Source organism: Mesorhizobium sp. B2-8-1, assembly GCF_006440955.1.
GTDB lineage: Bacteria > Pseudomonadota > Alphaproteobacteria > Rhizobiales > Rhizobiaceae > Mesorhizobium.
The window spans coordinates 1-22,024 of the sequence record NZ_VFTX01000008.1; the positions used below are offsets into that span (position 1 = coordinate 1).

At 62.7% G+C, this 22,024-nt stretch carries 21 protein-coding genes and 3 pseudogenes; 17 read left to right on the forward strand and 7 right to left on the reverse strand.

The window, feature by feature from the left end; genetic code table 11:
- Positions 1 to 411: pseudogene (locus FJ428_RS20160) on the reverse strand (NAD(P)(+) transhydrogenase (Re/Si-specific) subunit alpha); the annotation flags it as partial.
- A gap of 168 nt (positions 412 to 579) precedes the next feature.
- Here FJ428_RS20160 and FJ428_RS20165 point away from each other — a divergent pair.
- From FJ428_RS20165 to FJ428_RS20205, 9 genes are all read left to right on the forward strand, one after another.
- Positions 580 to 2,382 carry an IlvD/Edd family dehydratase gene (locus tag FJ428_RS20165; protein WP_140496487.1) on the forward strand — a complete coding sequence of 601 codons (1,803 nt, stop codon included), beginning with the start codon at positions 580 to 582 and terminating at the stop codon, positions 2,380 to 2,382.
- 192 nt (positions 2,383 to 2,574) lie between these two features.
- The gene (locus FJ428_RS20170) at positions 2,575 to 3,609 is read left to right on the forward strand and encodes a PilN domain-containing protein (protein WP_140670962.1); all 1,035 of its coding nucleotides are present in this window, start codon (positions 2,575 to 2,577) and stop codon (positions 3,607 to 3,609) included.
- Complete coding sequence (gene gspM, locus FJ428_RS20175; protein WP_140880009.1) at positions 3,606 to 4,214, forward strand: type II secretion system protein GspM; 609 nt, start codon at positions 3,606 to 3,608, stop codon at positions 4,212 to 4,214. The genes FJ428_RS20170 and gspM overlap by 4 nt, the downstream gene beginning before the upstream one ends.
- Positions 4,211 to 4,702: a hypothetical protein gene (locus FJ428_RS20180; protein ID WP_140629482.1), complete on the forward strand. Its 492-nt coding sequence runs from the start codon at positions 4,211 to 4,213 to the stop codon at positions 4,700 to 4,702. The genes gspM and FJ428_RS20180 overlap by 4 nt, the downstream gene beginning before the upstream one ends.
- 10 nt (positions 4,703 to 4,712) lie before the next feature.
- Complete coding sequence (locus tag FJ428_RS20185) at positions 4,713 to 6,032, forward strand: type II secretion system F family protein (protein WP_181165436.1); 1,320 nt, start codon at positions 4,713 to 4,715, stop codon at positions 6,030 to 6,032.
- A gap of 12 nt (positions 6,033 to 6,044) precedes the next feature.
- Entirely contained in the window at positions 6,045 to 6,485 is a 441-nt protein-coding gene (gene gspG / locus FJ428_RS20190; RefSeq protein WP_140496499.1) for a type II secretion system major pseudopilin GspG, read from the forward strand.
- A complete protein-coding gene (locus FJ428_RS20195) occupies positions 6,466 to 6,942 on the forward strand; it encodes a hypothetical protein (protein ID WP_140624775.1) in 477 nt (158 codons plus the stop codon). Before gspG ends, FJ428_RS20195 begins: the two co-directional genes overlap by 20 nt.
- Positions 6,939 to 7,307 (forward strand): prepilin-type N-terminal cleavage/methylation domain-containing protein, encoded by a 369-nt coding sequence (locus FJ428_RS20200; protein ID WP_140880010.1) that lies wholly within the window; start codon positions 6,939 to 6,941, stop codon positions 7,305 to 7,307. Before FJ428_RS20195 ends, FJ428_RS20200 begins: the two co-directional genes overlap by 4 nt.
- The gene (locus FJ428_RS20205; RefSeq protein WP_140880011.1) at positions 7,304 to 7,954 is read left to right on the forward strand and encodes a prepilin-type N-terminal cleavage/methylation domain-containing protein; all 651 of its coding nucleotides are present in this window, start codon (positions 7,304 to 7,306) and stop codon (positions 7,952 to 7,954) included. The genes FJ428_RS20200 and FJ428_RS20205 overlap by 4 nt, the downstream gene beginning before the upstream one ends.
- Positions 7,955 to 8,090: 136 nt before the next feature.
- On the opposite strand, the pseudogene FJ428_RS30720 reads toward FJ428_RS20205, so the two are convergent.
- Positions 8,091 to 8,425 (reverse strand): annotated as a pseudogene (locus FJ428_RS30720) (DDE-type integrase/transposase/recombinase); the annotation flags it as partial.
- 368 nt (positions 8,426 to 8,793) lie between these two features.
- On the opposite strand from FJ428_RS30720, the gene FJ428_RS20215 reads away from it, so the two are divergent.
- The gene (locus FJ428_RS20215; RefSeq protein ID WP_140557692.1) at positions 8,794 to 10,533 is read left to right on the forward strand and encodes an FAD-dependent oxidoreductase; all 1,740 of its coding nucleotides are present in this window, start codon (positions 8,794 to 8,796) and stop codon (positions 10,531 to 10,533) included.
- Positions 10,534 to 10,654: 121 nt separating this feature from the next.
- Here the strand turns inward: FJ428_RS20215 and FJ428_RS20220 are convergent.
- The 4 genes and pseudogenes from FJ428_RS20220 to FJ428_RS20235 form a co-directional block, all read right to left on the reverse strand.
- Positions 10,655 to 11,360: pseudogene (locus FJ428_RS20220) on the reverse strand (aldehyde dehydrogenase family protein); the annotation flags it as partial.
- A gap of 14 nt (positions 11,361 to 11,374) precedes the next feature.
- Entirely contained in the window at positions 11,375 to 11,545 is a 171-nt protein-coding gene (locus FJ428_RS20225) for an iron-containing alcohol dehydrogenase (protein WP_140557690.1), read from the reverse strand.
- A 100-nt stretch (positions 11,546 to 11,645) separates the two neighbouring features.
- Positions 11,646 to 12,572: a LysR family transcriptional regulator gene (locus tag FJ428_RS20230; protein WP_140496511.1), complete on the reverse strand. Its 927-nt coding sequence runs from the start codon at positions 12,570 to 12,572 to the stop codon at positions 11,646 to 11,648.
- A gap of 60 nt (positions 12,573 to 12,632) precedes the next feature.
- Positions 12,633 to 13,115 (reverse strand): DUF1403 family protein, encoded by a 483-nt coding sequence (locus FJ428_RS20235; RefSeq protein WP_140670960.1) that lies wholly within the window; start codon positions 13,113 to 13,115, stop codon positions 12,633 to 12,635.
- Between the two features lie 167 nt (positions 13,116 to 13,282).
- On the opposite strand from FJ428_RS20235, the gene FJ428_RS20240 reads away from it, so the two are divergent.
- Complete coding sequence (locus tag FJ428_RS20240; RefSeq protein WP_318012478.1) at positions 13,283 to 14,182, forward strand: DeoR/GlpR family DNA-binding transcription regulator; 900 nt, start codon at positions 13,283 to 13,285, stop codon at positions 14,180 to 14,182.
- On the opposite strand, the gene FJ428_RS30725 is transcribed toward FJ428_RS20240, so the two are convergent.
- Entirely contained in the window at positions 14,148 to 14,540 is a 393-nt protein-coding gene (locus tag FJ428_RS30725; protein WP_246675787.1) for a hypothetical protein, read from the reverse strand. The two genes, FJ428_RS20240 and FJ428_RS30725, sit on opposite strands and share 35 nt — an antisense overlap.
- Positions 14,541 to 14,744: 204 nt before the next feature.
- Between FJ428_RS30725 and FJ428_RS30730 the strand changes: the two genes are divergently transcribed.
- From FJ428_RS30730 to FJ428_RS20270, 6 genes are all read left to right on the forward strand, one after another.
- Positions 14,745 to 15,269, forward strand: coding sequence for a nucleotide-binding domain containing protein (locus FJ428_RS30730; protein ID WP_224518989.1), 525 nt, complete (start codon positions 14,745 to 14,747; stop codon positions 15,267 to 15,269).
- A 223-nt stretch (positions 15,270 to 15,492) separates the two neighbouring features.
- Positions 15,493 to 16,524 (forward strand): 4-hydroxythreonine-4-phosphate dehydrogenase PdxA, encoded by a 1,032-nt coding sequence (gene pdxA, locus FJ428_RS20250; RefSeq protein ID WP_140670956.1) that lies wholly within the window; start codon positions 15,493 to 15,495, stop codon positions 16,522 to 16,524.
- A gap of 41 nt (positions 16,525 to 16,565) precedes the next feature.
- Entirely contained in the window at positions 16,566 to 18,050 is a 1,485-nt protein-coding gene (gene aldA / locus FJ428_RS20255; protein ID WP_140880013.1) for an aldehyde dehydrogenase, read from the forward strand.
- A 76-nt stretch (positions 18,051 to 18,126) separates the two neighbouring features.
- Positions 18,127 to 19,269, forward strand: coding sequence for a substrate-binding domain-containing protein (locus FJ428_RS20260; protein WP_140496521.1), 1,143 nt, complete (start codon positions 18,127 to 18,129; stop codon positions 19,267 to 19,269).
- Between the two features lie 165 nt (positions 19,270 to 19,434).
- Positions 19,435 to 21,018: a sugar ABC transporter ATP-binding protein gene (locus tag FJ428_RS20265; protein WP_140880014.1), complete on the forward strand. Its 1,584-nt coding sequence runs from the start codon at positions 19,435 to 19,437 to the stop codon at positions 21,016 to 21,018.
- Entirely contained in the window at positions 21,015 to 21,962 is a 948-nt protein-coding gene (locus FJ428_RS20270) for an ABC transporter permease (protein WP_181167353.1), read from the forward strand. The genes FJ428_RS20265 and FJ428_RS20270 overlap by 4 nt, the downstream gene beginning before the upstream one ends.
- The last annotated feature ends 62 nt before the right edge of the window (positions 21,963 to 22,024 follow it).

Consider the following 22,024-nt stretch of genomic DNA (forward strand, 5'->3'; position numbering starts at 1 on the left):
GTTAGCCTGCGAGGACAAGACGTCCATCGACTGGGCGCGCGTGATGCGCGGCATGAATTCCATCGCAAAGGCCGTCAGCCCGGCCTTGGCCAGCGCCGCGACGGCGGCATCGTTGCCATACGGATCCATGATGGCGATGACCGCAGCGCCTGACTTGTAGCTTTTCAGCTCCGCATCAGTCGGCCGGCGCACCTTCAGAATCACATCCGCACGGGCCGCATCGGATGCGGAACCAATGGTGGCACCGGCCTTCGCGTAGTCTTCGTCGGCGATGCGGGACAGTGTGCCCGCTCCGCTCTCAACCACCACGTCGAAGCCAAGGGCGGCTATGCGCTTCACCGTATCGGGCGACGCCGCGACACGGGGTTCGCCCGAGCCGCCCTCGGCGGGAATGAAGATGATCTGGCTCACGCTTGGCTACCCCTCCCCGGCACGCGGCGCATCTGCGCGCCTGCCGTATCGTTCACATCTTACTACAATCCACAAAATGGGCAATTTGTCCACATATCTGATTGAGGGTACTTGTCCGCCAGTTGCCGATGCCATATCGATGGCCAAACGGCGGTTCTGGAGGTGTAAATGTCCAAGATCAATGGTGCGAAGCGGCTACGCTCGCGCGAGTGGTTCGACAATCCGGACAATCCCGGCATGACGGCGCTCTACCTCGAACGCTATCTGAACTATGGGCTGACCCGCGAAGAACTGCAGTCCGGAAAGCCGCTTATCGGCATCGCCCAGACGGGCTCGGACCTGTCACCTTGCAACCGGCATCATATCGAGCTCGCCAAGCGCGTGCGCGACGGCATTGTGGCCGCCGGCGGGGTGCCGTTGGAATTCCCGGTCCACCCGATCCAGGAGACAGGCAAGCGGCCCACCGCCGCGCTCGACCGCAACCTCGCCTATCTCGCTCTCGTCGAGTTGCTTTATGGCTATCCGCTGGATGGCGTCGTGCTGACCATCGGCTGCGACAAGACCACCCCGGCGCTGCTGATGGCCGCGGCCACCGTCAACATTCCAGCCATAGCGCTGTCCGTCGGCCCGATGCTGAACGGCTGGCACAAGGGCGAACGCACCGGCTCCGGCACGGTCGTGTGGAAGTCACGCGAAAGGCTGGCGGCAGGAGAGATCGACTACGACCAGTTCATGGACATCGTCGCTTCATCGGCGCCGTCCGTCGGCTACTGCAACACGATGGGCACGGCGACGACGATGAACTCGCTGGCCGAGGCGCTCGGCATGCAGTTGCCGGGCTCCGCCGCCATTCCAGCACCCTATCGCGAGCGCGGCCAGATCGCCTACCAAACCGGCAAGCGCATCGTCGACATGGTGCGCGAGGACTTGAAACCCTCCGACATCATGACGCGGCAAGCCTTCGAGAACGCCATCGTCGTCAATTCTGCCATCGGCGGCTCGACCAATGCGCCGATCCACCTCAACGCCATCGCGCGGCATCTCGGCGTGTCGCTGACCGTCGATGACTGGCAGAAGGTCGGTCACCACGTTCCGCTAATCGTAAATCTCCAGCCGGCCGGTGAATATCTCGGCGAGGACTATCATCATGCGGGCGGTGTGCCGGTCGTGGTGGCAGAGCTGATGAAGGCCGGCTTGCTGCCGCATCCTGGAGCCATGACCGTCAACGGCCGCACGATCGGCGACAATTGCGCCGCGGCAGAGAATCTCGACGGCAAGGTCATCCGTACCGTGGCCAATCCGCTCAGGAAGGATGCCGGCTTCATCAACCTGAAAGGCAATCTGTTCGATTCCGCAATCATGAAGACGTCGGTCATCTCGCCGGAGTTTCGCGACCGCTATCTGTCAAATCCGCGAGACCCCGATGCCTTCGAGGGCGTCGCCGTCGTCTTCGACGGTCCGGAAGACTACCACCGTCGCATTGAGGATCCGTCACTCGGCCTGAACGAGAATACCATCCTGTTCATGCGCGGAGCCGGCCCAGTCGGTTATCCGGGCGGCGCCGAAGTCGTGAACATGCAGCCGCCAGCCTACCTGCTGAAGGCGGGCATCCACTCGCTTCCCTGCATCGGCGATGGCCGTCAGTCCGGCACTTCCGGCTCTCCATCGATCCTCAACGCCTCGCCCGAGGCGGCCGTCGGTGGTGGCCTTGCGCTGCTGCGTACGGGTGACCGGGTACGCATCGACCTGCGCAAGGGGACCGCCGACATCCTCGTGTCGGACGACGAGATTAAGCGCCGTCGCGTCGACCTGCAAAACGAGGGCGGCTATGCATATCCGAAGCATCAGACACCCTGGCAGGAGATCCAGCGGTCAATGGTTGACCAGTTGTCCGAGGGAATGGTTCTGAAGCCGGCGGTGAAGTACCAGAACATCGCCGTCACCAGCGGCCTGCCGCGCGACAATCATTAGGACAGTTCCTACTTGGGCCTGCGTTCAAGATCGGTGCTCGATTGGCGAAGAACTGTGACTGATCTGGAATTAGGACCTGAAGATGCGCTATGATTTGTATTCACGCGGGCGACGGAACTCCGGATCCGGTGCCGGCTTCTGCTCTGGGGTTTGACCGGAATGGCTTATCCTTTCACCGCGGCGATCCGCGGCTTGGATGACTGGATCGCGGGACCGGCCTCCCTGCTGGATGAACTTGCGCGCGTCAAATCCAGCAGCCGCGTGGTCGCGCGGGTCGCGGACGATGGGAGCGCGTTTGAAATCGAGCCGGCGACCAGCCGAAAGCCGTCAGCACCCCTGTTGATACTGATTTCTCCAGACACGCAGGCGCCGGCCGCATTGCGCGCCGCGGTGAATGGAAAGGCGGTCCATCTCGGCATCCCGGCGAGCTGGGTGATCGCGCGCCGGATCGAACTGCCGATGGAGGCTGCCAGCCACGTCGAAGGCATCGTTACGTCGCGGATGGGCGCGCTTTCGCCATTGCCTGCTTCCGATATCTATTTCGGCCACAGGGTCCTCGGGATCAGCCGTGAGGCGCGGCAGATCACCGTCGCCGTCGCAATCGTTCCGAGGTCGCGTGTCGCTGCTGCCTTGGCCTGCCTGAATGTGGCCGAGGCCCGCCAGGTCGTGATCTCGGCGCCGTTTCCGGAAGGCGATGCCGTGGAAGTATTGACACAGCGGCAACGGGTCACCGGCACGCGTGGCCGGATAAAGTTTGTCCTTGCCGGAGTTCTGGGCGTAAGCCTAGTCGCTGCAGTCACGGCTCCGGCGGTGCGGCCGATGATCCAGAACAACTATGCCGAGCGCCGCGCCGCCGTCGAGATCCGGGCCGAGAAGGCGCGCCAGGCAATCGCGCTGGCGGCGACTCCGGACAAGGCTGAAACAGCGCCTGAGCAGGAGGCGCGGAATATCAAGGACGACGCGATAAGCGCGCTGGGAGCATTGGACGACCTGGCTCAGGTTTTGCCGACGCATTCCTATGCCATTGAGGTGTCCTTCGCCAATGGCCGCATGCGTCTCTCGGGCCGGACCAAGGACCTACCCGAAGTACTGACCGCGCTGGAATCATCGGGTCGCTTCGAAGACAGCAAGCTGGTCGGATCGGCCCTGCGCGGCGAGGATGGCGTTACCTCGGAGTTCGAGGTCGATACCCGCCCGCTCATCCGCACGGGAGGTTCGCTGCGATGAGGACGACACCCCTGTGGCTCGACACGCGGCTTCAATCCCTGGTCGTCATGGCCCTGCTGGTCGTCGGAGCTCTTGTACTCGTCGCCGATACGCTGCTGTCCTGGCGCGCGGAGGCGGGCGCGCTGGCGCTCTATGAGGAACGTACCGCCTTGCTCGAAAGCAAGGCGTCCACTTCCCCGGTTCCCCAAGGCGCGAACCAGGCTCTGGATCCCGGCGAGGGCAAGATTCTTCTCGATGCCCAAACCAGTGGGCTCGTCTCGGCCGAATTCCAGAGTCTGCTCTCCAACCGCGTTGAACGCGTGGGTGCCGTTATCCGGCGCGTCGATGTTCCCACAGACGGTGAGGTCGCCGATATAAGCGATCCTCAGTTGGAGTCTTTGGAACGCATTCGTTTAACTGCCGATATCGAGGTTATGGAGCAATCGCTGCCCGATCTCATGTACGCCATCGAGGCAAGCTCGCCCGTCATGGTCGTTGATAGCTTCAGGCTTCGGTTGAACCGAAACGTCGATCTGGGGGGGAATCAGACCTCGGGTTCCATGGATCGGCCGCTGTCGCTGAACGTCACGCTGTCGGCCTTCCGGGAGAAGGGACCCCAGTCATGATGACCATGCTGGGCGCGACAATGATGCTCGCCGCCATCGCGGCCTCTTCGAGCCTGTCCTTCGGCGCAGAAAAGCTATCGGTCAGGGAACGCCAGGTGAGCGACTATGCGGCGCTTCGGGATCGGCCCCTGTTCTCGCCGGACCGGACTGCCCCGATCGCGTTCGGTGCCCCCGAGCCGGAACTTATTGTCGTGCAGCCCGAGCCGGAACCCGAGCCCCCGCCTGCCGCGGCGCCCGAGTGGCAATTGGTTGGCATCGTGCGGTCGGAAAGGCTCAACAGCGCGACCTTCACCACCCCGGCCGAAATGGCGGCCTTCACGCTGCGCACGGGGGAAAGCCGGGAAGGTTGGACCCTGAAGGAAGTCGGCCAGTTCGAAGTCAAGCTCGATGGAGCGGGAGGACGCGCCTCGCTGCGGTTTTCGGATGAGGCAAGCGGTGAACAAATGTTGCCACCGGAGGAGCCGGTGCCCACGCCTTCAGGGGGTTGATCCAAATGGAGTGGTTGCACATTCCGAGCCTCCGGCAGGGATTAATGGAGCGAGTTTCTTTCACAGACAGCTATCAGGAACGAACGTCTCCAGTAGAGGCGTACAGTTAGGAAATTTGGCCTCCATGGTCTCCACGGCATTCGCATACAAGGCTTTGAATGGCGAGGGTCGTCTCGAACTCGGGCGGATCGATGCGTCCGATTCCGACGATGCCGTCCAGAAGCTCGGGGCGCGCGGGCTGATCCCGGTAAGTGTCGAACCGAGGCAGTCTGCATCGCGCGCACCGCTGTTTTCGACCCGAATACCGGCGTCGCAGGTCACGCGGCTGCTCTCCGACCTGTCGATCATGCTGAATGCGGGGATCCGGATCGACGAAGCGCTGGCGATCATGGAAAAGGAATTCGACAGCGGCAGGCTTCAGCCCGTGGTTGCCGGCATTCGCACCGACCTGGCGTCGGGCACCTCGTTCTCCAGAGCGCTGGAAGCCTGGCCCGCTCTGTTCCCGGCGTTCCAGGTCGCCATGGTTCGTGTCGCGGAGACCTCCGGCAAGTTACCCACCCTCCTGTCGCGCATCGTGCAGGAGCGCCAGCATTTCGAGGCATTGCGGGCCAAAGTCAGCGAGGCGCTGCGGTATCCGGCAGTCCTGTTTGCCGGCACGATCTGCGTACTGGTCTTCTTCCTGGTGGGGGTCGTTCCTCAGTTCGAACCGATGCTCATGCAGAGCGGCAAGAAGGACACGCTGATGGTGGTGATGTTCGCGGTCTCGAATTTCCTGCGCGCTTATGGGCTGGTCCTTTTGCTTGCGGCTTCGATACTCGTATTGCTGGGGTTCGTGGCGGCGCGGCGGGGCCTTCTCTGGGCATGGCTTTGGGGTTTCGCCAAGAAACTTCCGCTTTTGTCGGAGATACCGGGGAGCTATCGGACGGGGCGCTTCGCCCGTCTCCTGGGCATCATGGTCGAGACTGGCGTGGCGGTTCCTGTGGCTTTCAAGCTCATCAGCGATACCGTCGACCACGGCGAGGCCGCGCGGGCACGCGCGCAGCAGGCGTCCGACGCGCTGAGGCAGGGGAATAGGCTTGGCCATGCGCTTGAGATTCTTCAGCTTCCCCCGCTGGCGGTGCGCATGTTGAGGCTCGGCGAGCAAAGTGGCGAACTCGCAGGGCTGGCCTATCGTGTCGCCGACTTCTATGAAGTGCGGCTGGAGCGTTCGCTGTCCCGTATCGTCGGGCTTGTCGGCCCTGCGGCAGTGGCAACCATCAGTATCTTGATCGGTGGTATGATCGTGTCGATCATGTCCACCCTCATGTCATTCAACGACATGGTCCGCTAGGAGGCTGTTTGCATGAGCGTTCATTTCGCAGTTGGTCCCAATCTCATGCAGCGCAAGCGTGCCCGGCGCCGCGAGGCAGGCTTTACGCTGATCGAGATGCTGGTCGTGCTGGCCATCATCGGCCTGATCTCGGCGCTCGTCGGTCCTCGTGTTCTCGCGCAGTTGTCCGACTCGCGCGTGCGTGCGGCGAAGCTTCAGATCGAGGCGTTTTCCAGCGCGCTCGACATCTTCTACATCGATGTCGGCCGTTATCCGGTGCAGGCAGAGGGGCTGGGAGCGCTGGTGCGCAAGCCCTCGACCATCCAGGTCTGGAACGGGCCATACGTTCGCGGCGAGACCGTTCCGCTCGATCCGTGGGGTCATGAATACAGATACGCAAGCGACGGAAAGACGTTCAACATCACCACCGACGGGCCCGGTGGGCGCGGCTCCAATGTGTCCGCCCAGCCCTAAGGGCAACAGCAACCGCAAAAGGACGCAACGCGGTGTCGTGCTGCTCGACGTGGTCGCGGCGCTTGCGATCGTCGCTCTCGCGGCCTTCGTGCTGATGCCGCGCCCGCGTTCCAGCATCGGGGCTGCCGAGCTTTCTGGCGAGGCGGTTCGCGTCAGCGGGGAGTTCCGCAAGGGCAGAGCGAAGGCGCTGACCACGGGCAGCGTCGCCGACGTGAGGGTCGATCCGGGAAACAAACGCATCCAGGTGGATGGCGCCAATCCGATCTCGATCAGGGATGGGGTGGCCATGAACTGGGTCACGTCGGACCGGTGTCCCATACGAGGCGGAAGCAGAGCCTTGCGCTTCCTTGCCGACGGACGGTCGTGTGGGGGCGTCATGACACTGTCCGCCAGCGGCCGGGAGATCGAACTGCGCGTCGACTGGTTGACCGGCCGCGTGGAAATGAGGCCGAAATGACAGGACGGCGCAGACGCGGCTTCACGCTGATCGAGGTTCTGGCCTCGCTTGCCGTCGCCGTGCTGCTGATCGTTCCGATCGCGCGCATGATCACGGGCACCGCAGGTGCGTTCGCGGGTCTGGAACGATCGACCGAACGCCGTGTCGGCATGCAGGCTGCCATGGCGGCGGCGATGACCCTTAACCCGTTGCGAACGGGCCGGCGCGTGATCGGAGACTTCACGGTCATCGTGGAACCGTACCGCTTCGAACGCGGCACTGCCCTGGCTCGCGCCGGATGGCAGCTTTACTTCGTCACCGTTCGCAGCACCGGCGGATCGGATGACGACGCGATGCAGACCGTGCGCCTCGGCAAGCAGCAATGACAAGGAAACGCAGCGCTCGCGCCGGCTTCACGCTGATCGAGGCATTGGCTTCGCTGGTGCTTGCGACGATGCTGTTTGGCGGGCTGGCACTCTACACCGGAACCTGGCTGCGCCAATGGCAGGGGATAATCGCCAGAGGCGGGCAGGAGGACACGGTGGCGGTGATTCTCGACCGGATGGTCGAGGATCTGGAGGCGGCGCAGCCCGGCTATTCCAACCCGGAGGGAGCCGCTGCGATCCGCTTCACCGGCCATGCCGACGAGGTCACCTTCGAGCGCCCGGCGCTCGGCTACGAGCCGCGTGCGGGACTTGATGACATCACCTATTCGATGGGTCGGGCCGGAGCCGACGAGGCCCTCATTCGTACCCGCCGCGATCACAGGATGGGCGAGGGCGGGGAGGATCTTCCGCTGGTGCGAGGCGATCTGAAGCTTTCGTTCAGCTATGCCGGGCCGGACGGCGCGCTCAGCCCCGAATGGACAAGCACCAACCGCATGCCGTCACTCGTCCGTATCGAGATATCCGGCAGTTCTCCGCGTCCCTGGCGGCAATGGGCCTATGCGCGGTTACGCGTCGAGCTGCCCGCGCGTTGCGGCGCGGCCGAAGCGCTCGCGCCGTGTCTGCAGCGCTACGGCATCGGCTTCTGAACTCCGCAGGGCTGTACGATTGGCGCCGATAACAGGCTTGCAAAACAGTGTGGCATGCAGACGGCGCAAGGCTGCCGCTGGCTATCGACATTCGCGGGCTCTGTCGCAAATCGTTCTTTTGTTTTCGCGTCGCTGATCAGGCTGCCAGGATCTCGAACTGCTCGGCGATCGAGGGAGATGGATTGTAGGCAAACCTCGCCTGCTGTCTGCGCATCATGTGAACCATCTCCATGCCAGTGAGAATAACCTCGGCGGTCGCATTCACTTGAAGCCGAACATGGAGTGGATGCGGCGCTTGACGCGTCGATGGTTCTGTTCGATCCAATTATTGAGGTACTTGCTGTTGCGGATGTGAATCGGCTTCGGTGAACGTCGCGGGCGGTCCCGCAGACGGCTTTCAGCATCGCAGGAAATGACCGCCTCGCGGTTGGTTTGGCTGCCGTCGATGACAATGCGTTCCGGCCTGCCGTAACCCAGCGGCGACCGAAGGTCGTCTCGATTTCCTGCAATGCCTTGCTCGCCCGGTTGCGTCAACGCGACCTGCTGCGAGGCTTTGAGGAGCGAGCCATGCTCGCCCAGCGCGAGTAGGAGCCGCAACTGTTTCAGGTGGATCCTGGAAACGATCGAGTGGAGCGGTGGGGCCATGCCTGGGTTGAGTAAACGTTATACCGAGATCACATCTTCTCAGTTGTCGCGCGAGCGAATGCTGCAATACTCCGGCCGGCCAAGTCTCTGCGGCGATCACGATTAATGAGTTTCGCTGTTCAGGCCCAGATCCAAACAATCCCGAATGCGCTGGCCCGAATGCGCTGGTCTAAAAATATCAGGAGGAGAACGTAATGACAGTCAGCCGACGCTCATTGTTGAAGGCCGGCGCCGGAATCGCCGCCGCAGGGGTGGCCAGCAGCATATTGCAGCCGAGCATTGCCAATGCCGCGGACCCGCGCGTAGCCGATATCGTCGTTGTGGGTTGCGGCTCGGCGGGCCTCGGGGCCGCAGTCGCCGCCGCAGAGGCGGGCGCGTCGGTTATTGTCCTCGAGGCGCAACCGCACATCGGGGGACGTGGCATCGTCAGCTCAGGCAACATTCCCCTGGGAGGCGGAACCCCTGCCCAGATGGCGGCCGGCATCGCGGACTCGCCAGACCTCCTGTATCGCGACCTTACCGACTGGTCCATCGTCCAGGCGAACGGCTTTCCGAGCTACCGCTATAACGATCGCGAGCTGATCCGGGCATTTGCCGACGTCAACGTCGACCTTTACAACTTTCTGGTCCGCCATGGCGTCGTGTGGACGACATCCAGGCCCGACAATGTCGGCGGCAATGAGGTCGGCAACTCGGTGAACCGTATGATGCATACGGCGATCATGAACTACGTCTCGGTCCGGACCGGCTTGCCGGTAGCCGCGAGCCAACAGCGGACGACGTCTCAAGGGCCCGGCTTCATATATCCGCTGGAGGCCGCGGCAAAGGCGCGTGGCGTGAAGATCCTGCTGAATTACCGTTTGGAGTCACTGCTGCGGACGAAAGCGGGCGTGGTCGGGGTCGTAGCCTCCAATCAGGGCCGCCTCGTTAACATTCAGGCACGCAAGGGCGTAGTGATTGCGAGTGGCGGCGGAAACGGCAATGTGGAATACCGCCGACAGTTCGACCCACGGCTCACCGCGGAGTACTGCGGCGTCGCTGGCGAGCCCTATTCCTTCCAGGACGCCAGCGGCATACTCGCAGGGCTGAATGTCGGCGCGTCGCTCGCGGGCACGTACAACCAGACTGGAGAGTTCGGCACTAACATCACCAAGCCAACCGCCATCGGAACGCGGTACAACTACTCGTTCCTGCAGTGGGGGCCCAATAGCCCTGTCTTCCACCTTGCGAAAGCTTCGGGACTAGCCAACGTCAACAACCAGAACGTTATCCATGTAAACATGATCGGGAGGCGGTTCTACGACGAAACGGGAGGTCAATTCGGGACGAACAGCGCTGGCTCGGTCAACCCGTACACTCAGGGCAGCTACCTGAACGCCAAGAACATCACATACAACCCGCAAAACTGGATCAACGCCGCTCTGGCTGGAATCGGCGACGGCCACAACGGCGGTGGCCCGATCTGGGCCATCTTCGATGCAGATGCCGTGGCCCGCCAGAGATGGAATGTGGCGCCGCCCTTCGTCGATCCCGATGGATTCTTCTTCCAGGCAAACACGCTGGAGGAACTCGCACAGAAGATCGTCATGCCGCATCAGCGGGTTCCGATGCCGGCAAGCAACCTGGTCGAAACGGTGACGCGGTACAACAGCTTTGTTGACGCGGGTGCCGACGCCGACTTCGGCAAACCGACACCCCAATACAAGATCCAACGGGGCCCCTTCTATGCCGCCTGGTCGACGCCGGTGATCCACGACGCCCGGTCCGGCCTGCGCATCAACGGCTCAAGCCAGGTCCTCGACTATGCCTCTCAGGTGATTCCCGGCCTCTACGCCGCCGGCGAAGCTGCTGGCGGATTCAGTCAGCACGGGAACGGTCGAGCTCTCTCTCAGGGCATCATCGCAGGAAGGCACGCAGCCTCCAGTTCGTATTAGCAGGACTACAGCTCTCAACAATAGTCCCGCCAGGCCTCTCGGTCCGGCGGGACTACCTGTTCCTCGGACCCGAGGCCAGTGATTCCAGCACCGGCGGCATGAAGAACTTGGCCATGCGCGCGACACAGGCCTGCGCGATGCGCTGGCCGGTGGCCACCGGGCCGGTGAAGCTGATCGCGTTGACGCGTTTGTCGTCCAGCAGCACCTGGCCCACTTCGGAGCCGCGGCCCATCACCAGGTTGAACACCCCGCTGGCAGGCCCGCGCGGTGCAGGATGTCGGCGATGGCCCAGGCGCTGCCGTATACGAGATCGGCGGGCTTGAGCACCACGGCGTTGCCGCAGGCCAAGGCCGGGGCGATCTTCCAGGCGGGGATCGCGATGGGGAAGTTCCAGGGCGTGATCAGGCCCACGACGCCTACGGGCTCGCGGGTGACTTCCACGCCGACGCCGGGCGTACGGAAGGCACCACGTCGCCGCCGACACGCAGCGCTTCGCCGGCAAAGAACTTGAAGATGTTGCCGGCCCGTGCCACCTCGCCGATGGCCTCGGGCAGGGTCTTGCCTCCCTCGCGGGCGAGCAGGTCGCCCAGTTCGGCCTTGCGCGCCAGGATCCCGGCGCCGGCGGCGTCGAGGATGTCGAAGCGCTGCTGCGGGGTGGACAGGCCCCAGGCGGACTGGGCCTGGGTGGCTGCGGCGATGGCCTGCCTGGCTTGGGCCGCCTCGGCTTGCGCGAACTCGCCAATGACGTCGCGCGTGTCCGAGGGGTTGATGTTGCGCGAGACGCGAGGGCCTTCGACCCACTCGCCGCCGATCAGGTTGTTGAACATAGTGTGCTTGCTTCCTAAAGGCTGGCTTCGAGCATCGCTTCGTAACCGGTGTCGGATGCCACGCGCGGGTTGGTCAGGTGACTGTGGTCCTTCAAGGCGCCCGGACGATGTCGGGGAACATCGCGCGCCACGCCCAGTTGGGCCAAGCCCGTCGGCAAGCCGAGCCGCTCGGTCATGGCGCGCACGGACGGCCCCCCTCGGCCCCGCTGGCCAGGTCCATCGCCTTGCCCATGCGGCACCCTGGCGGATACAGCGCTGACCGGCGCGGTCGCGCCGACCTGATGCTCAGGACTGGCGATGGACCAATTCGTCGATCAGCAGTTTGGCGGCGGGCGGAACCCACGCCCCCTTGCGGGTGACGAGCTCATAGGCCTCGCTTCGCGACGCCAGGGCCAGCGGCAGGATGCGCGTCATCTGCCGGTGCGCGAAGAACTGCGCGACTTCGATCGACACCAGGGCCACGAAGGACGGGTTGGCCTGCAGCAGCGCCAGCGTCGCAAAAGCGGAGGTCGTCTCGAGCAGGTGCTGCGGGAACCGGATCCCGCAATCGCGGTATTCGCGTTCGAGCAAGAGCCGCATCGGCATGTTCGCGCGGTATACCACCCATCGGTATGGCGCCAGCTCCTGCAGGGTGAGCTTCTTCGCGTGCCGGAGCGGATGGCCGACGTTCGCGATCACCGCGAGCGTTTCATCCTGGAGCTTCACGCTGTCGTAGACCTGCGGCGCCTGGCTGATGGTCGTGCGGCAGATCGCCAGGTCGAGCCGGCCGGCTTCGAGCTGGGCCAGCAGGGCGGCGCTGGTGTCCTCGACGATCTCGACGGACAAGTCGGCCTGCCGCGCAACGAGCGCGGAGATGGCATCGGTGAGCAGCGGCACCGCGCCCATGATGACGCCGGCCGCCACCCGCCCGCCCTGGCCACGCATGATTCCGACGATCTCGTCGCGCAGGTGCGCGAGATCCGTCTGGATCAGGCGCGCATAGCGGATCACGCAATGGCCGACGGCATTGGGCTCCAGGCCCCGGTTGGTGCGAACGAACAGCGGCGTGCCGAAGGTCGTCTCGATTTCCTGCAATGCCTTGCTCGCGCCCGGTTGCGTCAACGCGACCTGCTGCGAGGCCTTCAGGAGCGAGCCGTGCTCGCCCAGCGCGACCAGGAGCCGCAGCTGTTTCAGGTGGAGCCTGGAAATGATCGAGTGGAGCGGTGGGGTCATGCCTGGATTGCGTAAATGTTATATCGAGATCATATCGACCGCAAGCATTTCAAATGAAGATCATTGGCGGTTTCGCCACCGAACAGCGGGACCCGCGTGGGGCCAACCCAGCCGCTGTACCAACAGCGCGTCGGCGAACCAGGACCCGCCAGTGCGTGGAAGGCCTCGGCGCTCGACGGCCGCGAAGGTGCCGATCGTCGTTCCGACAGTGCCGTGGGTCGCAGCAAGATGCGTAAGCTCGTCTGCCAAGTCGGCCGCCGTCTCGTCATCCCGGGCAAGCCCCAGGGCATCGAGAACTCCGACGACGCTCGCCTCGTCAGAAGATCCTCCGCGGGCCGAGTTGCCAGCCAGCGCCAAGCCAATTCGGCCGGCGGGACCGACGTCGTCTCCAGGTCGCGTCAGCAGAACGGCATCACGAAGTGCCGCTTCATCGTCTACACCCCCCATCTGCCGCGCCGTTACCGCCGCCGCAGAAAGTTTTTTGACGAAAACTGCTCGTTTTTCAACCTCTTCCGACCAAGGTTGACCACGTTTGATCAGCATATTCGGTCAAAAACCAGTCAAAATAATTCTAACCAAGCCAAAACGGTGGGAATTCGCCCACCAAGATGACAAACGATTGGGCTTGCTGGATGGATTCATGATATTTGCGGCAGATCGCTCGCGTGATTCAGGCGAGCGCGTTTGCGGCACCGTGCGGAGATACAAACGTGGCAAGGAATGTCCGAAAATCAGCGGTGGAGGACATGGCGCCCTCGGCGTCCGCCGGGTCATGGGAAGACGATGGCGGGCGCGGACGGGTCGACTTGATTCCGGCCAAGCGTCATGCCTTCATCCTCGAATGCCTTAAACGGCAAGGAGCCGTAGGCGTTCAGGAGCTCATCGATCTCATCGGCGCATCGCCTTCGACGATCCGGCGCGATCTCGAGACGCTTGAACGGCAGGGAGCACTGGAGCGAACGCATGGCGGGGCGATGCTTCAGCGCACGGAACTCGCCACCTTCGAGCCGGATCTCGCCACCGCGGCGCATTTCGCCAGGGCAGAGAAAGAGGCCATCGGTGCCGCCATGATGTCGGAACTCCGCGCCGGCCAAAGCGTCATTTTCGACGCAAGCACGACCGTGCTGGAAGTCGCCCGCGCCATCGCCGCGACGCCTATTCCGCTTACCGCCGTTACCAACAGTCTTGCGATCGCGCAGATACTTGCAGCCGTGCCGGAAGTACGTCTCGTCATGCTTGGCGGCACCTGCAAGCCGGGCTCACTGACCCTGGTCGGCCAGCCCGGCGAGAATTTCCTGCGAACCATCCACGCCGATGTGGCCATTCTTGGGACCCATGCCATCACCGGAGACATGCTCACGGAGACCTCGCTAGAGGTTGCGGCGATGAAGCAGGCGATGATCGCGGCGGCGCGCCGTGTCGTCGTGCTTGCGGACAATTCGAAGTTCACTGCCCCCAATTTCTGCACCATCTGCCGTCTGGCCGATATCCACCAGATCATTACCGACGAGGGCATCGATCAGGCTCACCTCACCAATCTTCGGACGCTCGATGTGAACGTCCGCGTCGTGCGCGTCAGCCGTCCAGGTTCTTCAGTTGAGCGCTCTTGAGATTGCGGATATTCGGGTCGTAGCCGACGACCTGACCGGCGCCCTGGATAGCGCGGTTTCCTTCGCCTCGCCTGGCTACGGCATCGGGGTGAGCTGGCGACTGGACGGTCCGTTTTCGGAGCGCATGGCTGTCGATGTCGCCACACGAGAGGGCGCCGAGGCCACGGCCGTCGCCAGGCACCAGGCGCTCGCGCCATGGCTCGCCGCCGGACAGCTGAGTTTCAAGAAGATCGACAGCCTTTTGCGCGGTCACGTCATCGCCGAAATAGAAGCCTGCATCGTCGAGGGGACGTACCAGCGCGTTGTGCTGGCGCCTGCTTTCCCGTTTCAGGGGCGCGTTACGCGCGTCGGACGCCAATGGCGGCTCGATCGCCCCGAAATGGTAGGTCCCGACCTCCTCGCCGACCTCGGCCAGCGCTTTTCGGCCGGGCGTTCAACACCGGGGGCACGGTCGGCTCATTTCATCACCCTCTACGACGCCGAAACGGACACGGACCTGGACAAGATCGTCGCAACGGCCGGAATGCCGGAGGCACGGATCTTGTGGGTCGGTACAGGCGGCTTGGCGGCGGCACTCGCCCGGCACATGAAAGCACAGCAGAAGCCTGCTCTTGCGTTATCCGGGCCGTTCCTTGGCCTTGTCGGCACAAATCACGAGGTCACAGCGGGACAGGTGGCCCTCTTTGCCGCCCGGCATGCGGATGCGCATATCGTTATCGAACGCGACATCGACAAAGCGAGAAAGCGCTTGGCGGAGCGGATGATGCAAGGCGCGCCATCAATTGTCAGCGTCGCTGCATCGGGTGATCGCCACGCGGTGGCGGATCATATCGGCAAGGTGTTTGCCTCGCTTCTCGAAGATTTGCCGAAGCCCGGCACGTTGCTCGTCACTGGCGGCGAAACATTGCGGTCGGTGTGCGACAGCCTAGGCGCCGTCGAACTCACGGTCGAAAGCGAGATCGAGCCGGGGCTGCCGGTTTCCGTCATCAAAGGCGGCGTTTTCGAGGGGCTGGCCACGATTTCGAAATCGGGCGCGTTCGGCGACAGCGCCCTGCTCTGCAGGCTTGCCGCTCTCGCGCGTTCCTGATCAGGACGATCGCCGGCGAAGACGCGGCACATCCGCCTTGCCGGTCAAATAGCGTCAAAAAACACTGCGAAGCCGAGCGCGGTCGAGATTTCAGCCCGCAGAGGGAGAGGCGCAGTCCGATCAGCCGTGAAATTTGATTGCGAATGATCGTGAAAGAAAACTATTGCGCATATCTGCCCAGAAGGATTAGAAGATGATCACAATTGACCGATATGGGGTGTTTATGTCTGGTCCAAGGCTCGGCATCACAATGGGTGATCCCGCGGGCATCGGCCCCGAGATCATCGCGAAGGCATGCGCACGGCTGAAACCGCGCCTGGCCGACGGGTCACTGTCGCTTCTCATCATCGGCAGCGCCACCGCGATGCGCGCGATGGAGTCCATTTCAGGACGTATCGAGCGGGAAGAGCCGTCGGCTTCGGCCGCCAGACCTTTTCCGCCCGTGGCCATTCTTGAGGCCGGACCAGAGCGGACCCCCATAGAGACAGGCGTCATGTCGGCCGAAGGCGGGCGCCTTGCCTACCTGGCCATCGAAAAGGCTGTTCGCCTGGCCCAGGCCGGCTCGATAGCAGGCATCGTTACGGCCCCTCTCAACAAGGAAGCACTCAACCTGGCCGGCTATCACTATGCCGGCCATACCGACATGCTGGCAGAGCTGACAGGCGCACGCGATTCCGTGATGATGCTTGCCCATGGCGATTTTCGCGTCAGCCATGTCTCGACCCATGTGGCGCTGGCTCAAGTTCCCTCGAAACTGACCGGACCTCGTTTGCGCCGAGTTATCAAGTTGACTGTCGAGGCATTGCAGGGCCTCGGCATTGCGCATCCGCGCATTGCGATTGCCGCGCTCAACCCGCACGCCGGCGAAGGCGGCATTTTCGGTCGTGAGGATATCGACATCACGACCCCGGTCGTCGCCTCTTACACATCGCCCGATTTCACCGTGATTGGACCTGTTCCGGGCGACACGGTCTTCGTCAAGCTACGTGCCCGCCAGTATGACGCGGTGGTCGCGATGTATCACGATCAGGGCCATGTTCCGGTGAAACTGCTCGGCTTCAATGTCGATCCCGCGACCGGTGAGTGGAAAGCGCTCTCCGGTGTCAATGTGACGCTCGGCCTTCCGATCATCCGCACCTCCGTCGACCACGGCACGGCCTTCGATATCGCCGGCAAGGGCATCGCCAACGAGGACAGCCTGGTCGAGGCGATCGAGTTCGCCGTCCAGATGGCCGCGGCAAAATCCAAACCTTAGGCGCCGGCACGCCTGCAACGCACGAAGAAGCGGATCGAACCATGGCTGTAGAGAAGTCCCATCTCATGCTGATCGACGGCAGATTTGTCACCGGCGAAGCCGGCACGCGCCCGGTGATCAACCCGGCCAACGGCAAGGCTTTTGTCGACGTGCCCGAGGCAAGTCCGGATCAGGCTCGCCAGGCGATAGAGGCAGCCCGTAAGGCGCAGAAAGCCTGGGGGCTCAAATCACCCCTCGCTCGTGCGGCGATCATGAAGCGGATCGCGGTCTTGATCCGGCAGAACGCCCGACATCTGGCCGAGGTGGTCGTCAGGGAACAAGGCAAGCCGATCAATGAGGCCATGGGTGAAGTCGACGGTGCGGCCGAGTTCTTCGACTACTACGCCGAGTTTGCCCGCCGCATTCAAGGTGAGATCCTGCCATCCGACTACGCGGGAGAGCAGGTCTGGATCCAGCGCGTACCCGTAGGCGTCGTCGCCGCCATCATTCCCTGGAATTATCCGAGCGCCCTGGTCAGCCGAAAGGTGGCGCCCGCCATGATCGCCGGCGACACCATCGTCCTCAAACCGCATGAAGACACGCCGCTTTCGGCGCTCGAAATGGCTCGCATCTTTGTGGAAGCGGGCGTGCCGGACGGCGTCGTCAACATCATAACAGGACGAGGCGAAACCATAGGCGAGGTGCTGTGCACGGAACCCGGCGTCGACCTCATCACCATGACCGGAAGCGTGCCGACCGGCAAGCGCATCATGGCGAATGCTTCGCGCAACCTGACGCCCGTTTCGCTGGAGCTTGGCGGCAAGGCGCCCTTCATCGTCCTGGCCGATGCCGATCTCGACCTGGCGGTGCGGTCGGCGGCCACCTCGCGCTACATGAATTGCGGGCAGGTCTGCATATGCAACGAACGCACGCTCGTCCACCGTTCGATTTACGATCAGTTCGTCACGCGCTTCGTGGAGTTCTCGAAGTCGCTGGTCGTCGGTGATCCGATGCAGGCGAATACCGATATCGGTCCCAAAGTCAGCCGTGAGGAATTGGAAAAGGTCGAGGTGGTCCTGGCGGAAGCCGTCGCGGGCGGCGCGAAGCTGGCGCTGGCCGGCGGACGCCCGGCCAAGGCGCCGATCGACGGCGGCTACTGGCTCAATCCGACCGTATTGACCGACGTGACGCCCGACATGCCGATCATGACGCGGGAAATCTTCGGCCCGGTCGTGCCGATCATGCCCTTCGACACCTTCGAGGAGGCAGTCAGCATCACCAATGCCAGTCGCTATGGCCTGTCGGCCTATCTTTTCACCAACGATCTTGGTCGCGTCATGAACGCCGTCAACGAGGTTTCGTTTGGCGAAATCTATGTGAACCGGATCGGGCCAGAAATGCTGCAGGGCTTCCATGTCGGCTTCCGCGAGAGCGGATTGGGCGGTGATGACGGCGTACACGGGCTCGAGAGCTACATGCGCAAGAAGACGGTCTACGTGAATTACTCGGGTGCCGCCACGGCGGCATTGATGCCTTACGGGCGCTGAACAGCGCCCAGCCAGTACGACCAGCCAGGTCGCTACCCGGCCGCAATGGCCGTTTCATCTCATCGGGAGGAATAAAATGCACTATCGTGGATTCATGGCGGCGGCTTTGGCCGTGGCACTATCAGGACTGGCCGCATCTTCGGCGATCGCCGACGACACCATTCCACCGGAAGCAAAGGCATTGCTTGAGCCGTTGCCCCTGTCGCCGAGAGGCCAACCCGTTCCGGGCTTCCCTGACGGTCCACCGGCGGTGTCGCCAGACGTGCTGAAATTCTCCGATGCCGACCTTGCAAAGCTGAAGGCCGGAAAGTTCACCGCCGGGCTGGTGATGCACACGATGGATGCCGGCTGGCCTCAATTGCAGGTGGCCGGGATCTCGAACACGCTCAAGGACCTTGGCATCGAGGTTGTCGGAACCACCGACGCCAAGTTCCAGCCCGGCCAGCAGATCAGCGATCTCGAGCAGATGATCGCACGCAAGCCGGATGTGATCTTCTCGATCCCGATCGATCCGAAGTCCGAATCCGAAGCCTACAAGAAGGCGGCGGCAGCCGGCATCAAGCTTGTTTTCATGGACAACGTTCCGGTCGATATGGCGCCGGGCAAGGATTATGTGTCCGTTGTCGCTTCCGACAATGAGAAGAACGCCTATTTCGCCGCACAGGAACTTGTCGGGGCCATTGGTGGCAAGGGCGAGGTCGGCATCATCACGCTGGTCTATGACTATTACTACTCTGTCGCGGCCCGCAAGGTCGGCGCACTCAAGGCATTCGGCGAACACCCCGACATCAAGGTCGCGGACGTCGGTACCTTCACCGCGCCTGAGAAGGCCTACGAGGTCGCCACCGCCATGTTGACGGCGCATCCCGACATGAAGGGCATTTTCGTTGCCTGGGACACGCCCGCGCAGCAGGTCGTGGCCGCGGCCAAGACACTCGGCCGCGACATCGTCATCACCACGAATGACATTGCCGCAGACAGCGCGCTGAACGTTGCACGTGGCGAGTTTCTGGCCGTGGGTGCGCAACGCCCCTATGACCAGGGTGTCGCGGAGGCCAAGGCGGCCGCGCTTGCTCTGCTTGGACATGACGTCCCGCCGTACATTTCGGTACCGACGTTGCGCGTCAAGAAGCTCGACCTTCTCAGTGCCCTCAAGCAGGTCACCAAGGAAGATGCGCCGGCTTCGGTGGTGAAAATCTGCAACGGCGAGTGCTTCTAGAGCAGTTCACCGTTTCACGGAAACGGCGAACCGCTCTATCTCTTTGTTTTTGCGCAATTCCAGACGGAAAACCGTACACACTTTTCCTGGAATTGCTCTGGCTCCTTCTTTCGCCGGCGGGCCGCAGCAGTCCGCCGGCGCTCCCCGAGCGATCGAGAAATCGTCATGGCCGAAGCGAAAACTTCAACGTCCCAGCGCCCTATCGTAACGATGCAACGCATCGGCAAGTCGTTTGGCGCGAACCGCGTGCTGTCGGACATTTCGTTCGAGGTCAAGGCCGGCGAAACGCATGCACTGCTCGGCGAAAACGGTGCGGGCAAGTCGACGCTCATGAAGATCCTCATGGGCGCGTATCGGACGGACGAAGGCCGGATTCTGTTCGACGGCGAGGACGTCACCGCCCTGTCGCTTCGAGAGAGGATCGATCGCGGAATCGCAATGATCTTCCAGGAGCTGAGCGTCTTGCCGAACCGTTCGGTTGCCGAAAACCTGTTTATCCTTCGCGAGCCGCTCGCCTTCGGCCGACGTGTCGATGCCAGAAAAATGCTGCGCGAGGCCCGGGCTCTGATCGAGCGATTTGCCTTCTCGCTCGATGCTTCGGCACGTGTGGGCGACCTGGCGTTCGCTCAGCGCCAGATGGTCGAGATTCTCAAAGCGATCTCGCGGGGCGCCAAGCTGCTCGTAATGGACGAGCCGACTTCGTCCCTGACCATCCATGAGGAGGAAACGCTTTTTCGGACAATCGGTCAGCTCAAGCAGAACGGAATCGGTATCGTCTACATCAGCCATCGCATGGCCGATGTGCTGCAGCTTTCGGATCGCATCTCGATTATCAAGGATGGACGACTGGTCGGCCCGCTCCATCCGGAGAAGACGTCCATCGAGGATATCGCGGCGTTGATGTCCCGGCCCAAGGTCCAAACGCCTTCCCCCGCCGCAGCCGCGCCAGCAAATCGGCAGCCTGCAACGCCCGCCGGGACGCCGGCTCTTGAGGTCCGTGACCTTGCCACCTCGCGCAAACTGTCCGGCGTGTCGTTCTCGATCGGCCCGGGCGAGATCGTCGGCCTTGCTGGGCTTGTCGGCAGTGGCCGCTCGACCCTGGGCAAGGCCTTGTTCGGCATCCTTCCGGATGTAACCGGCCACATCGCCGTCGGGAGCGACCTCGTCCAGCCGGGCAGTGTGAGCAGGGCCATCGCTGCCGGTATCGCGCTTGTTCCCGAAGACCGTCGGCTCGAAGGTCTTGTGGGTGGGCGCTCGATCGAGGAGAACCTCGCGCTTCCGCGCCTTTCCGATTTCTCGCTGGCGGGTCCGTTCGGGCCGATGGCGAAGGCCCGGATAACGGCTCTGTTCAGACAATACCGGGACGATCTCAGTATCCTGTGCCGCGGTCCCTTACAGAAAGCCCAGGAGCTTTCGGGCGGCAATCAGCAGAAGATCGTCTTCGCCAAATGGCTGGCCATGAAGCCGAAGCTGTTGATCCTCGACGAACCAACCTCCGGCGTCGATATCAATGCCAAGCGCGATATGCGCGAACTTGTGCGCCGCACGGCCGGCGAAGGCGTCGCCGTGCTGCTCATTTCTTCGGAACTCGAAGAACTCCTGGATTTGTCCGATCGCATTCTGGTGATGGCGCAAGGGCGGATTACGCGCAGCATCGATCGCGCGGACGACGAGACAAAACTTCGCGCGTTGCTGCAGGCCGAGGCGGCCAGACAAGCCAGTGCGCGTGCCCAGGGAGTTGCAGCATGAAACCGTCCCCTATGCCCTCGCACGCAAATGCGATAAATTTTTTCCGCGATCACATCACCTATGTGATCTTCCTGGCGATAACCCTCTACTTCGTCCTGTTTGCTCCCCACTTTGCGTCTGTCTCGACCGCAAGCGCGGTTCTGCGCATCACAGCCATCGTTTCGGCAATGGCGATCGGCATGACATTCGTCATCATCTGCGGCGAAATCGACCTGTCGGTAGGATCGGTTGCAAGTTTTTCAGGGATGATCGGAGCGCTGCTGCTCGGCCAGGATGTTCCCACCTACGTCGCAGCTCTTCTGGTGCTGGCAGCCGGCGCAGCGATCGGGGCTACCTCGGGCATCCTTGTTACAAAAATACGCATTCCATCGTTTCTTGTGACCCTTGGCATGCTGTCGATTTTTTCCGGGCTGGCGCTGACGATCACCGGCACCCGGCCAGTGTCGATCGTCGACGATGATTTCTCGAACCTGTTCTGGAACGGCAGTTTTCTGGGCGTGCAGGCGCCAATCTGGTGGACAATCGTCCTAACTTCCGTCGGCTATTATCTTCTGCACCAGATGCCCTTCGGCAGGCGTGTTTATGCGACTGGTGGAAACCCTGTAGCCGCCCGCTTTTCCGGGGTGCGGACGGACAGCGTCAAGATCTTCGCCTTTGTGCTGTCCGGCATGATGGCATCCCTTGCAGGCATGATGCTCGCGGCCCGCTCCACCGCCGGCAATCCCAGTCTGGGAGCGGGTCTCGAACTCGACGTCATCGCGGCCGTGATCATAGGCGGGACAAGTCTCTTCGGCGGCTATGGATCGATCGTCGGTTCTGTCGTCGGCGCAATCTTCATAGGGATTCTCGGATTCGGTCTTCTCGTGCTCGGTCTTTCGACCAGCATCCAGGAGGTGATCAAGGGCGCTATCATCATCATTGCCGTCTCGTTGAACCGGCGTTGAAAGCAGCAGAGTTCCATGACCCGACGAAACGCGCGCGTTCCACGCGTTGACTGATGAAATCG